Origin of the sequence: Legionella taurinensis (assembly GCF_900452865.1) — a bacterium.
Lineage (GTDB): Bacteria > Pseudomonadota > Gammaproteobacteria > Legionellales > Legionellaceae > Legionella_C > Legionella_C taurinensis.
On the sequence record NZ_UGOZ01000001.1, the window covers coordinates 1,220,819 to 1,234,480 of the forward strand.

The following is a 13,662-nucleotide window of genomic DNA, read 5'->3' on the forward strand; positions in this document are numbered from 1 at the left end:
TTATGTTACCAAATTTTATCATTGGGGGAACTTCTGCAGGGGGAACGTCGTTTTTAACCTCCATCCTTCTTCAACATGGTGATATTTATCTGCCAAAGAAAATGCGACCCGAACCCCATTTTTTTTATTATACCCATAAATATACCAATGGTATCGAATGGTACAAGCAGGAATGGTTTTCCGAATATGCTGGACAAAAAGCAGTAGGTGAACGCTCATCGTCTTATCTTTACCATGAAAACAGCGCGCTTAGAATTAAGCAACATCTCCCTGATGTAAAATTAATTTTCGTACTTCGTCATCCAACGGAAAGAGCATGGGCCAATTACCGCTACACAGTACTGAGTGGTTTGGAAGAACTTGATTTTGAAGAAGCATTACGGTTAGAGTCCAAGCGTATTGAAGAAGAGGTAGGTATTTGGCAAGAGGTTCAACCGCACGATTATACAGGGCGTAGTTATTATGGTAAGCAAATCGAATTTTATTTAAAACTGTTCCCTTTTAGTCAAATTCTCTTGATTAGCTCTGAAAAATTGAATAATGATACCCAAAATCAGATTAATCGAATTACTGATTTTCTCGAAATCGAGCGTCTGGAGAATTTTGACATACCGGTTACATTCACTTCTCTGAGTGTTAATGAGCCTCGTGTTCAGGCACAATGCAGAATGGATTTGGGTGGTGACAAATTTAATCTGATCATTGAATCCATACGTCGAAAGGAAGATGATCTCAGCATTTATGCGGCTAATGAAGAGGAGCTGAGGGTAATTGAAAAATTAAAAAACAATCTGTCCGATAAAAAGCAGCCTTTGCTGGCCAGCACGAGGGATAAATTGAATAATTTATTTGCAGACGATCAAAAGAAACTGTTTTCTTTAGTCAAAAATCATGTGGATTTTGAGCCATGGCTTTAATTTGGATTACTGGTTTTTCTGGTGCGGGTAAAACGACAGTTGCTAAAATTTTACAGGAAAAAATGACCGCTGCAGGAAGTCATGCTGTCCTGCTGGACGGCGATGAACTTCGGAAAGCACTGGGTTATACCCAGCAGTATTCTCGCGATGAAAGGAAGCAAATTGCTTTCAAATACGCTCATCTTGCCAGTTTAATTGCCAAACAGGGCATCGATGTCATCGTCGCTACTATCTCGATGTTTGAGGAGGTTCGGACCTGGAACCGTCAGAATAACGCCAGTTATTTTGAAGTGTATATTAAAGTATCCGAGCAGGAGCGCCGAGCACGGGACCCAAAAAAACTATATGCATCCGGGCAGGATTTAGTGAGTGAGCAATCCCTCTATGAAGAGCCCCAAAACCCGGATGTTACTTTTGATGAAGAGCGGAAATTATCGCCTGAAGACATGGCAACAATAATACAACAATCCATTTTCGAATTATAAGGAAAACGTTATGCAACATGGTAGCTTTACCGGTCTGGCTAAAAATTATTCTTCTTATCGGCCTGGCTATTCACAATCAGTTCTTCGAGCCCTTTTATCACTGTTAAACAAACCCGTTGAAATGTGCCGATTTGCAGACGTAGGAGCAGGAACTGGCATTTGGACGCGAATGCTGGCGGATACCAATCCTGAGATGATCATCGCTGTCGAGCCAAATGACGATATGAGAAAAACAGGGATTGATGATTCATGCGAAACCAAAATCGAGTGGAAGAAAGGAACAGGAGAGGCGACAACCCTTGCTGATCAATCGGTGGATATGCTCTCAATGGCGAGCTCCTTTCATTGGGTTGATTTTAATGCTGGATGTGAGGAATTTCATCGGGTTCTTAAAGAGAATGGCCGTTTTGTTGCTTTATGGAACCCGCGTTTAATCGAAGCCAATCCATTATTAAAAGAAACAGAGGATTATTTGCACGTCCTTAAACCTGACATCAAAAGAGTTTCTTCTGGAAGAACTGGTTTGGTTGACACATTAACGGAGCGTTTACAACAAAGTGGATTGTTCACGGATGTTGTTTATATTGAAGGAAAACATACGGTTTCGATCTCGCCGGAACAATACATCGGTGCTTGGCGCTCGGTCAATGATGTGCAATTTCAGTTAGGCAGTGAGAAATTTGAAAAATTTATCCAGCATGTTGAACAGGCACTTGCAAAACACCACACAGTCGATGTGACCTATTTAACGCGAGCGTGGTCCGCACTTAAAGTGTAGCCGGGAGATTCAGAGTGACTTCAAAATCGCAAGTTTTGAATTCTTTAAAAAGCAAAATAAAAAAGGCAAGGATACTGGACCTGGTTTTTTTTACCGTTGAAGATTGGTATAAAAATAAACAAGACTGCCTTGACAGAATCCACAATCAACTGAATACGACGAATTACATTGTGCGGAGCAGTAGCCGTAGTGAAGATCAGGAGCAAAGTTCCAATTCGGGTAAATATGAGTCTCTATTAAACGTCAGCCGGGATAATCTACCTGACGCCATTAATCAGGTAGTTGCTTCGTATGGTGAATATGCTGATCCGCAAGACGAGATTCTTATTCAACCCATGCTTGAAGATGTGGTGATGAGCGGTGTTCTTTTCACTCGTGATCCTAATACGGGCGCCCCCTATTTTATTATTAACTATGAATTAGAGGGGGATACGACTGCAGTGACTTCTGGTGCATCGGCTGGCCATACTTACGTTATTGCAAGAAGCTGCAATGCTCTTCAGGATAAACGAATGCTTCGTTTACTGGATTTGGCAATCGAGTTGGAAGCCTTGCTGGGGCAACCTAACCTGGATATTGAATTTGCTTATGACAATAAAAAACAATTATTTTTGTTGCAAGCCAGACCGCTCATTATAAAAAGTCTTCATAAGGAATTAGAACAGCATGCGCTGTTAAGTAAAATTAAAAAGAAATTTTTAAGTTTGAATGCGAAGCATCCCTATTTATATGGATCGCGAACAATTTTGGGGATTATGCCCGATTGGAATCCGGCAGAGATTATTGGCATTCGACCAAAACCGTTGGCATTAAGCCTTTATAAAGAGTTGATTACCGATAGCATATGGGCTTATCAACGAGATAATTACGGTTATAAGAATTTGCGAAGCTTCCCCCTGCTGATTGATTTGATGGGGTTGCCCTATATCGATGTCCGTGTCAGTTTTAATTCATTTATTCCGAAAGATCTGGAGGCGGGACTTGCGGATAAATTAGTCAATTATTACTTAGATCGGCTGGAGGAAGAACCCTTTCTACATGATAAGGTTGAGTTTGATATTGTCTTTTCCTGCCACACCTTTGATTTGCACAAGCGGGCTGAAAAGTTAAAAGCTTACCATTTTAACGACGATGAGATTGGTGCGATCGTTACCTCTCTTAAGAATTTAACCAATAATATTATTCATCGTGATCAGGGTTTGTGGATTAAGGACATTGAGAAAATCGAGGAGTTAAAGATTCGTCACGAGCGTATTTGCAACAATGATACCTTTGATGAATTAACCAAAATTTATTGGCTGATTGAAGAGTGTAAGCGCTATGGTACGCTACCTTTTGCTGGATTGGCCCGCGCGGGTTTTATTGCCGTGCAATTGCTAAACTCCATGGTCGCTGAGGGAATTTTAAGTGCTGATGAGCGATTCTGTTTTCTGAACAGCCTTGACTCGGTCAGCACCCAGATGACTCGTGACATGCAACAATTGGATAAACAGCATTTTCTGCAAAAATACGGTCATTTGAGACCTGGGACTTACGATATATTATCCCCCCGGTATGACGAAGAACCCAATCTCTATTTTGATTGGAATAAAATAAAACGCATGACGTCTCATCAAAAGGACGATTTTAAATTGAGTCTCTCGCAGATGAGGCAGATTGAAACGTTGCTTGATGAGCAAGGTATTGAACACGATGTAGTTGGCTTGTTTAATTTTATGAAATTAGCCATTGAAGGGCGGGAATACGCAAAGTTTGTTTTTACAAAGACATTGAGCGATATACTTTCTATATTGAAGCAGTTTGGTTTAAAAAATAATATTCATGTGGATGAAATTGCCTACATGGATATTAAAGATCTATTAAAGCATTTTTCAACATCCTGGGATTGCATTGAGGAATTAAAAAGGAATATCCAGGTCAACATTGAAAAATATAAGATCACCAATCAGATTATCTTGCCTCCATTAATCGTAAAACCAGAGGATACAGAGCAGTTTACTTTACCGGAAAGCAGACCCAATTTTGTGACTCGAAAGTCGCTGACTGCGCATGTGGTATCCGATCTCTCTGACCCTGAAAAAATGAACGGGGCGATTATTTTTATCCCCAGTGCTGATCCAGGATTTGACTGGGTGTTTACTCATCAAATTGCTGGATTCATAACGGCTTACGGGGGCGTGAATTCTCACATGGCTATTCGTGCCGGCGAATTAGGCTTGCCAGCCGTCATTGGTACCGGTGACAAACTGTATAATCAATTGAAATCGGCTTCACGTATTCATATCGATTGTGGAAATCAACTCGTGGAGGTCCTGCATTGAAACAGATCGGCATAACCATGCGGGTGGATTACCATGAAAAAGTGGATGAAAAGCGGGATGCTATCGACCAGCGCTGGTATAAATTTTTAAATGCCTGCCAACTATATCCCATTCCTATTCCTAACTTTATGACTGGCCTGGATTGCCTATTAACTCAAAATTGGGCTGGCTTTATCCTCACAGGAGGAAATTCACCTGAGAGTCTCGGCGGAGATGCTCCAGAGAGAGATCAAATAGAGCAGGCTCTGATGGAGCTCGCTGTTAAAAAATCAATTCCCGTTCTCGGCGTTTGTCGCGGAATGCAGGTTATTCAGCACTATTTTGGCGTTAACCTCATTCCTGTGACGGAGCATGTCGCTGTTCGCCATACATTTCATTATCGTGGGAGTGTTGTCGATGTGAATAGCTACCATCATTTCGGTGCTTTGGATTCGGTTCCCAGCTTAATCGTGGATGGGCGTAGTGAGGACGGTGTTATTGAGGCTATTTCACATCAGTCATTACCGATCAAGGGCATCATGTGGCACCCAGAAAGAGAGGATACATTTTCTGCGGTTGATATAGAACTTTTTAAGAGCCATTTTTGCTGATGAAGAAAGAATTATTGCGTTTGATTGAAGAGACAGGGGATAAAATTCTGTGTTTTTACGGAGATAAAACCTTTGATCTAAAAAAAGATGACTCCCCGTTAACCCTTGCTGATCAAGCTTCCCACGATTATCTGGTTACACATTTACCACAAATTAAAAATGTTCCTATTTTATCTGAAGAATGTCATGTCGATTTTGATCAAAGAAAAAATTGGGAAGAGTTTTGGTTAATTGATCCGCTGGACGGGACGAAAGAATTCATCCATGGGTTTGATGATTTTTGTATCAATATCGCTTTAATTCAACAAAATAAACCGGTCCTGGGATTAATTTATGCTCCGCTGCTGAAGGAGTTCTATTTCGCAGAGGAGGGGCGGGGATTTGAATATTTTGGCCCTGGCCATGAGCTTGAAAGGGATAGTGAATTGGTTGTTGCAACCAGTCGCTTTCATCATTCCGAACTGACAAGTCATTTTATGACTTTAAACAATCTTTCCAAGGTTTATACCATAGGGGCTGCGCTTAAATTTGGCAGAATGGCGCTGGGTCAAATTGACCTCTATCCCCGCTTCGAGGGATCGAAAGAATGGGATACGGGTGCCGGGCAACTTATTTTGATCGAGGCTAATGGCACTGTGCTCGACCTGCAGACGAGAAAATTACCCACATACAATAAATCAAACATAAGGAATAATTTTTTTATGGCGTACAGGAATCATGTCGATATTAACCAGTTTTATTATCCGGATTTAGCATGAAAGCAATTATTTTGGCCGCAGGCCGCGGCAGCCGTATGGGTTCTTTAACTGAAGAAAAACCGAAGTGTTTGACAGCAGTGCATGGAAAACGGCTTATCGAGCATCAACTCGATGCATTGTCCGCTGCGGGAATTAAAGAAATCGCTTTGGTCACTGGTTATAAGTCGGAGTGTTTGACTGGTTACGGAACGGTTCATTTCCACAATCCTCAATGGTCACAGACCAATATGGTCGCCTCATTATTGTGTGCAAGAACATGGCTTGAAGACGATGATTGTATAGTCAGCTATTCCGATATTTTTTATTCTGCAGACATAGTCAAAAAGTTACTCCAGTGTGACGATGAAGTATGCGTAAGTTATGATCCGCATTGGCTGGAATTATGGTCCAGACGATTTACACAACCCTTAGACGATGCCGAGACATTTCGCCTGGATGAGCACCATTATTTGCTGGAAATCGGTAAAAAAACGCTTATTATTGATGAGATTCAAGGGCAATACATGGGGCTTTTGAAATTTAGTAAAGAATTTTGGCGTCATTTCTTTAGTTCCAATGATGAAACAATTAATTTGAATAAAACGGATATGACCTCCTTTCTTCAACATTTAATTCTTAAAGGTTACAAAATCAAAGCCATTGCTAACTATGATTCTTGGGGAGAGATCGATCAGCCAGAAGATATTGATGCAGTAATGAGCGGGTTTTGATAAGGATTATGGGTATGCTTTATTTATTTATTTTACTCATCAGCAGTTTTGGATTTATTCTGGTACTGGACCCTTACGGTCTATATAGAAAAAATACAGAAAAAAAGCGATTACCTTACTACACTTGGTACCATTATAATTTTATTAAAAAAGTTAAAGAAATTGATTTGGGATTGTTAGGCTCCTCAGCCATCAATTATTACAGTAAGGAGCCTTTTTTGAAGGAGGCTAATACTGTTTTTTTCATGGGAGTAGAAAGCTCCAATATCCACGAACACCTGGCATACGGCCGTTTGTTGTTTAAGAAAAATCCAAAAAAAATCATCTTTTTTTATACTTTTTATGCCATGAACCCTTCGCGAGCTTTTCAACCGGAGTTCAAGGCCAATATGGTAAAAAATAATAATTTGTTAACCGATATTTATTATCAGTATCTAACCCCGCGTCTTCTCAAGGATCTTTATCATGGTTTTCTAATCAAGTTAAAAAGGAAACCAGCCAAGCCGCAACTTTTTTTAAGCGATGGAAGACGGACGCAATTGCATTATTTGAATCGCAAAGATTACGAGTTTGATGAAGTACTGGCTGATTATCTGGCGGCCATGTCCATTGATCCGCATTATTACAACAGCGAGCGATTTAAACAACCCGATTCCATTGTTCCAGCATTCGAACTCGTCAGAGAGTTTAAGGAAGAAGCGGAGAGGATGGGGATTGAGATGGTGTTTGTGGCTACTCCTGTTTACAGAAGCACTCTCGCTCTGAAATATAGATTGGGTTTATGGGATACCTACACACGTTATCGTCAGGAGATGCTGAGGATTGGCGAGTTCTATGATCTTAATCTCGATTTTGATTTAGTCACCAACAAGGATAATTGGTGGGATACGCACCATACTCGTCATGGGGATTATGTCAGTGAACTGATTATTAACAAAGCGTATCTGGTCAATCAGACTAATCTGGAGAGTACGACCGAGCAACTTAAGCCTGTTCAGAAAGAACTGGACCAGGTTGATGCGTTGCTGACTCAGTATAAACGATGGGATTCCATGAAAGAGAGGGTTAATAAGCGGGTACAACAAACGCCCCCCCTGGGTTGAAGTATCATTCAAAGAACTCTTGCACCTCGTGGTGCTAGCTATATAATTAGCTGAGTGTATTTATGCTTATAGCGGAGTGGGTGGATAGATAATATGATGAACGAATATATTGCAAGTGAATTCACCCTGACCGCCTATAAGGCCTTGTTAACTCTTGCTCAAACACGCTTTTGTTTTAAAAATTACTCCAATTTTCTCGACCATGATAATTTTTTGCTGCTAAGGCATGATGTGGATTTTTCTCTGGAACATGCCTTAAAAACTGCACGAATTGAACACGAGATGCAGATTGGAAGTACTTATTTTATTCATCTTCATAACGAGTTTTACAATGCCCTTGATGTTGGCTCTCTTAAATTAATGAGAGAACTCTTGTCGTTGGGACATCATATAGGGCTTCATTTTGATGTTCACTATTACAATATAAAAGGAAAAGAGGAATTAGAGTATTGGTTAGCATTTGAAAAATCCTTGATAGAGCGGGTATTGGATTGTCGCATTGATGTATTCTCTTTTCATAACACCAATGATTTTACTATGGGTTGTGAAGAACATGATTACGCGGGCATGCTGAATACCTATTCTACTTATTTTAAAACGCAGGCGTCTTATTGCTCCGATTCCAATGGGTATTGGCGATACAGAAAATTAGAGGAGGTATTATTAGATCCTGAAATCAAAAAATTACAAGTACTTCTACATCCCGAATGGTGGACTGATGAGGAACTGATGCCAAGAGAAAAGGTATATCGCTGTGCTCAATATCGATTTGAGAGTACGGTTGCGAATTATGATCAAGCCCTTATTGATTTTGGCCGATTAAATTTAAGCTAATAAAAATGCAATTTATAAAAAAATTTTTCAAGTCATCCATGCCCTGTACGGCCCCTAAGAAACGCAGTGTCGTATTTTACCGACATAGTTACTACCATTTTTATTACTTGGCCAAAGCCTTGCGTAAACGTGGATGGGATGCGATTGTGGTCAATTTAGAACCGACAGATGGGATAAATGCCAATTTTTATCATGGCGAAGATATGAATTTATACGATGAGGATCCTGTCCAATTTAATAAAAACATAAAAAATTTTTTTCAAGAAGCCAAATCCAAATACCGTTTAATGCATTTTGCAGGAGATGGGTATCTTTCTTTTTTTCCAGGCAATACCACCAGCAACGAGCCTTCTGACATTATTGAATGGAAACAGGCTGGCAATAAAGTCGCCTACACCATCAGCGGTTGTAACAGCGGTATTTCCCAATCTTCAATTTCATCCTGGTCAATGGCAGACAACGGGTTAAAAGTCTGTGATCGTTGCATATGGCAAAATAATGAAGAGGTATGCAGTGATGCCAAGAATCTCAGATGGGGAAAAAAAGTCAGTAATTACTGTGATTTAATCTTTACTGAAACGTTGCCTGCACTGGATTTTATGGGCGCAAAAAAAAATACCATACGCGAGCCAGTAACAACATGCCTGGATAGGACCATCTGGAGATCCAATTTATCGATACCACACCATCATTGGGTTGATAAAAAAACAGAGGAAATTCTTATTTACCATGCAGTGGGCAACTATGACACACGACACTCGGAAACCCGAAATATCAAGGGGACGCCTTTTGTATTTGAAGCGATTGAACGCTTAAAAGCGGAGGGCTATCCTGTCAAATTAATGTTCATTACTAATCAATCGAATGAGGTGATTAAGTATTATCAGGCCCAGGCGGATATCATCGTCGATCAATTAAATTTCGGCCGCTATGGTGCCAATGCAAGAGAAGGGATGATGCTGGGCAAGCCTGTCATTTGCTACCTTAATCAATTCGAGTATAAAGAAGAGGATAAATTGCTTTCTTTACAGGAATGCCCTTTAGTTTCTGCAACCGAAGACTCTGTTTATAAGGAATTAAAAAATCTCATAGTCAATAAAGAATTGCGGTTGACGATCGGGAACGCAAGTAGAGAATACGCGTTAAAATGGCATGATGCAGAAGCCTGTGCTGAGCGATATGAAAGAATTTATGATGAACTCTTTAAGGAAACGCGTTAACGAATGGCTATGCCCTTAATTTGTAGCATTTTATGTCCTTGGTTCTTGTTTTAGAAAACAAAACCCCCATTTTCTTTACTGATATTATCAATAATAGACTGCCATATACAAAATTATTTTTAATTTGTATAATTATACGATATGAATATAATTTTGTATAATGAAATGAATTTAATTGAAATTTGGCATTATCACAGACCTGAATTAGCGAAGATATATTTAGACACTTTAAATGCCGGTTTAGTTACGTCTACAACTATTTTTGCTCCGCGTCGTGCTGGTAAAACTTCATTCCTTTTGAAAGATTTGACACCGGCAGCAGAAAAATCAGGTTATACAGTAGCATATGTTGACCTTTGGCAAACAAAGTTATCACCAGGGGTTTCTATTGTACGTGCTCTAGAGCGAGCCTTGGAGCCTAAAAATGCGGTTCAAAGTTTAGTTGCAAAGCTTCATACACCAATAAAAAAAATTAAAGCAAAGGCTGAATTGGCAGGAGCAACAGTTGAGGGCGAGATTGAGCTCGGGGATTCTACTAAGAAATACCAAACAGAAATAGCCTTGCAAATCGATGTATTGATTGATGAGTTATGTAAGAAAAAACCTGTTTTACTACTTATTGATGAAGCACAGGAACTGGCAAAAACTAAAGAGCATGAGGCAGTTGCAACAGCATTACGCACTGCAATAACAAGAAATCAAAATCGTTTAAGAGTAGTATTTACGGGCTCTTCACGAACTCAGTTAGCACATGTGTTTTCTAATTCAAACGCACCTCTCTACTCAACCGGAGCGGCTATAGCTGACTTTCCGAAGTTGGATCGTGATTTTGTTGAGTATATAGTGGAGCGTTTTAAACAATCTACTGGTAGAACATTACCAATCCTTCCTGCCTGGCAAGCATTTGTTAATTTTCAACAACAACCCGAGCCCTTTTTGGTTGGTATTGTCGATATGATACTTAATCCATCGATAACATTGGAAGACGCGATGAAGCTGGTAGCAGATAAACTTGCTCATACTGAAAATCATGAAGGGGCTTGGGCGGCACTGGATGCAACGCAAAAAGCGTTGGTTCGCATGATTGCCCAAGATCCATCGTTGAAGCCTTTTAGCAAAGCAGTAGTTTTAAAACTTCGTGTAATTATAGGTATTGAATCTTTGGAGGTTACACATGTTCAACGTGCAATGTCTAAACTGAGTAATGTAGTTTTTAAGTCTCCAAGAGATACGTATGAATTTGAAAATGAAGCGTTCGCGCAATGGGTTAGAACCCTGGCTGAATAAACAATAAGATAAACCAATTCACCTTATTTAATGATGGCCATTACAACAAGATCAATGAAATTGCCATCAATGCATGCAGCCTTTCTCAATATTCCTTCGATTTGAAAATCACATTTTTGATAAGCCTTTATTGCTCTTTGATTAGTGCTCAATACATTTAAGTAGATCCTTTTCAGATTGAGACTGCTAAAACCCCAATCAACCAGTTTTCTTACGGCATCGGATCCGTAACCTCGATTTTGATACTCTCTCTCTCCAATTCTGATTTGCAGTTCGGCATTGTGGTGGATCTGACTAATATTTCTTAGCGAACAAGAGCCTATTAATTTATTGTCCTGATTCTCGAGGATTGAAAATGTAATAGCATCTGATGGTTTAAAAAGATTGTCGAACCATTGCTGATGCTCCTGCTGAGAAACCTCTTTAAAATTGCCATTGAATAGAACCAGTTCCTTGTCATTTATCCACTTGAAGTAGTTTGCGCTATCAGACTGCAAAGGGAACCTTAAAGTAACTAAATGACTATTCATGTTTTTCCTGAATAATACGAAATGAGATAAAATAAGACGTATCTCTTTTTTATAAAATAAATGTTGTTATCATAGTCCCAATAATAGTGAATTGAAAGGATGTTTATGTTGGTCTGTGCAATCCACCAGCCTAACTTTTTCCCCTGGAACGGTTATTTCGACAAAATAAAACGCGCTGATGTTTTTATTTTTTTAGATGAGGTGGCTTACCCCAAAAGCGGCAGCGGCTCGGGGTCGTGGTGTAATCGGGTTAAGCTGCTTAATAATAATCAGCCCTCTTGGTATGGGTTGCCGATTAAAAAGGAATCGGGTATCCAATACATTAAGAATGTTACTTTTTCGGATAAAGCATTTCACATCAAAAAACTTAAAAAATCCCTTTTTTTCAATTATAAAAATGCCCCGTATTATGAAGAGGTCATGGCAAAAATTGAGCCTCTGCTGGATTTCGATACCTCCTCGCTGGCTGAATATAACATTAATGCGGTGATGGGTCTTTCCGCGTTATTGGGATTAAAAACCCGTTTTGTGAGGCAATCGCAATTGACTCATCAAGAGCACTCCACCGCATTATTGATTGAATTGTTAAAGCAGGTTAAGGCAGAGGCTTATCTTTGTGGCAATGGCGCCGGAGGCTATCAGGAGGATGAGCTGTTTTCACAGGCAGGGATTGAATTGATCTATCAAAATTACAACGCGGACAAGGATCAATGGCTGCCAATCCGGCATGAAAGCGAAGCAGGTTTATCCCTATTGCATAGCCTTTTTTACCGTGGATTGGCAGTTTAAGGTGTTATTATAGGTTTTACTCAACGATGAAATTAAATATTTTACTATTATGCAACAAGCCTCCTGTGGGCAATGATGCCAATACCATTATTGATCACATCGACGCATTCACGGACTATTCAGAACATACCATCTGGCTTTTATCGAATCTGGGGGATTTGAGTAGAAAACTGGATTTGCAGAAGTTTGATGCCATTATTATTCATTATTCACTGTGCATTTTAAATAATAATTACCTTTCGCAAAGCGCCAAGACGAGATTACGAAATTATCAAGGGTTAAAAATTATTTTTGTTCAGGATGAATACCGGCAAATTAACAACATGATCAGCCAATTGCAGTATCTGGATGTGGATGTCCTGTTTACCTGCTTCCCTGATGGAGAAATTGAGCGGATCTACAAGAAATCCGATTTACCCAAGGTGAGTAAATACAACAATCTAACGGGCTACATACCGGAGAGGCTGTTGCAATTGGGGCCGCAGCCGCCCATCAAATCCCGTCCTGTTCATGCGGGGTACAGGGCCCGGCGATTGTCGGCCTGGTTTGGTGAGTTAGGATACGAAAAATGGAATATTGCTGAAAAATGGCAGGAACATACCCGTGGGAAATCCATTGTTTCCGACGTGTCTTACCATGAACGAGATCGTATTTATGGTAAAAAATGGATTGAATTTCTAAGCCGCTGTAAAGCCACTCTGGGTGTGGAGAGCGGATCAAGCGTCATGGATTTCACCGGCGAACTGGAAAAGGAGGTTGAAGCGTATGAATTGACTCATCCTCATGCTTCGTTCCAGGAGATACAACAATTGTATTTCCGTGAATACGAAGGGTTATATAGGTTAAATCAGATTTCTCCTCGTTGCTTTGAAGCCATCGCTCTAAAGACCGCCTTGATTTTGTATGAAGGGGACTATTCGGGGGTTCTGGTTCCCAATCGCCATTACATCGTGCTCAAAAAAGATTTCAGTAACATGGATGACGTCTTAGCCAAATTAAACGATAATGATTACCTTCAGGCCATGGTCGATAGAGCATACGAGGAGGTTGCACGCAGTGGACAGTACAGCTACCAATCGTTCATACACTACGTTGACGGTGTGATTTCTAACGAGTTTCAGCAACGAAACAAAAGACTCGCAGGTAACTATTACGCCATTGATGAGTATAGAAAAGACATACGGCATGTCTCCATAAAAAGCAGATTATTTAAACTCGGCATGGGGACTTTTCAACGGCTACCTCCAGGCATGCGCTCGGTGATTAAGGGTATTTTAAAACCTAAAACCACACTTAAAATGCTTAAGAAAAAATATTATCAATTGAAATGATGGATTGGG

General features: G+C 40.1%; 14 protein-coding genes. 13 read left to right on the forward strand and 1 reads right to left on the reverse strand.

From position 1 onward, the window contains the following. Positions 1 to 2 precede the first annotated feature (2 nt). The 11 genes from DYE45_RS05725 (at position 3) to DYE45_RS05775 (ending at position 11,003) form a co-directional block, all read left to right on the forward strand. Positions 3 to 917 carry a sulfotransferase domain-containing protein gene (locus DYE45_RS05725; protein ID WP_108293529.1) on the forward strand — a complete coding sequence of 305 codons (915 nt, stop codon included), beginning with the start codon at positions 3 to 5 and terminating at the stop codon, positions 915 to 917. After that, positions 908 to 1,402, forward strand: coding sequence for an adenylyl-sulfate kinase (locus DYE45_RS05730; protein ID WP_108293531.1), 495 nt, complete (start codon positions 908 to 910; stop codon positions 1,400 to 1,402). The genes DYE45_RS05725 and DYE45_RS05730 overlap by 10 nt, the downstream gene beginning before the upstream one ends. Positions 1,403 to 1,412: 10 nt before the next feature. Beyond that, entirely contained in the window at positions 1,413 to 2,180 is a 768-nt protein-coding gene (locus DYE45_RS05735; RefSeq protein WP_108293533.1) for a class I SAM-dependent methyltransferase, read from the forward strand. Positions 2,181 to 2,194: 14 nt separating this feature from the next. Continuing rightward, a complete protein-coding gene (locus DYE45_RS05740) occupies positions 2,195 to 4,501 on the forward strand; it encodes a PEP/pyruvate-binding domain-containing protein (RefSeq protein WP_115300585.1) in 2,307 nt (768 codons plus the stop codon). Continuing rightward, positions 4,498 to 5,091, forward strand: coding sequence for a gamma-glutamyl-gamma-aminobutyrate hydrolase family protein (locus tag DYE45_RS05745; RefSeq protein WP_115300586.1), 594 nt, complete (start codon positions 4,498 to 4,500; stop codon positions 5,089 to 5,091). Before DYE45_RS05740 ends, DYE45_RS05745 begins: the two co-directional genes overlap by 4 nt. Then, entirely contained in the window at positions 5,091 to 5,849 is a 759-nt protein-coding gene (locus DYE45_RS05750) for a 3'(2'),5'-bisphosphate nucleotidase CysQ family protein (RefSeq protein WP_115300587.1), read from the forward strand. Before DYE45_RS05745 ends, DYE45_RS05750 begins: the two co-directional genes overlap by 1 nt. Beyond that, entirely contained in the window at positions 5,846 to 6,559 is a 714-nt protein-coding gene (locus DYE45_RS05755) for a phosphocholine cytidylyltransferase family protein (protein WP_108293541.1), read from the forward strand. Before DYE45_RS05750 ends, DYE45_RS05755 begins: the two co-directional genes overlap by 4 nt. Positions 6,560 to 6,573: 14 nt before the next feature. Then, entirely contained in the window at positions 6,574 to 7,662 is a 1,089-nt protein-coding gene (locus DYE45_RS05760; protein WP_108293543.1) for a hypothetical protein, read from the forward strand. A 93-nt stretch (positions 7,663 to 7,755) separates the two neighbouring features. Then, positions 7,756 to 8,496, forward strand: a complete 741-nt coding sequence (locus DYE45_RS05765) for a hypothetical protein (protein WP_108293545.1) — start codon at positions 7,756 to 7,758, stop codon at positions 8,494 to 8,496. Positions 8,497 to 8,615: 119 nt separating this feature from the next. Further along, complete coding sequence (locus DYE45_RS05770; RefSeq protein WP_133138181.1) at positions 8,616 to 9,716, forward strand: glycosyltransferase; 1,101 nt, start codon at positions 8,616 to 8,618, stop codon at positions 9,714 to 9,716. Positions 9,717 to 9,881: 165 nt separating this feature from the next. Continuing rightward, on the forward strand, positions 9,882 to 11,003 hold the full coding sequence (locus tag DYE45_RS05775) for an ATP-binding protein (RefSeq protein ID WP_115300589.1): 1,122 nt from the start codon (positions 9,882 to 9,884) through the stop codon (positions 11,001 to 11,003). Positions 11,004 to 11,026: 23 nt separating this feature from the next. Here the strand turns inward: DYE45_RS05775 and DYE45_RS05780 are convergent, their stop codons facing one another. Beyond that, the gene (locus DYE45_RS05780; RefSeq protein ID WP_108293551.1) at positions 11,027 to 11,533 is read right to left on the reverse strand and encodes a GNAT family N-acetyltransferase; all 507 of its coding nucleotides are present in this window, start codon (positions 11,531 to 11,533) and stop codon (positions 11,027 to 11,029) included. 105 nt (positions 11,534 to 11,638) lie between these two features. Here DYE45_RS05780 and DYE45_RS05785 point away from each other — a divergent pair, with 105 nt between their 5' ends. Together DYE45_RS05785 and DYE45_RS05790 are read left to right on the forward strand one after the other, a co-directional pair. Next, the gene (locus DYE45_RS05785; RefSeq protein ID WP_160160685.1) at positions 11,639 to 12,322 is read left to right on the forward strand and encodes a WbqC family protein; all 684 of its coding nucleotides are present in this window, start codon (positions 11,639 to 11,641) and stop codon (positions 12,320 to 12,322) included. Positions 12,323 to 12,348: 26 nt separating this feature from the next. Further along, positions 12,349 to 13,653 carry a glycosyltransferase gene (locus DYE45_RS05790; RefSeq protein WP_115300590.1) on the forward strand — a complete coding sequence of 435 codons (1,305 nt, stop codon included), beginning with the start codon at positions 12,349 to 12,351 and terminating at the stop codon, positions 13,651 to 13,653. Positions 13,654 to 13,662 lie beyond the last annotated feature (9 nt).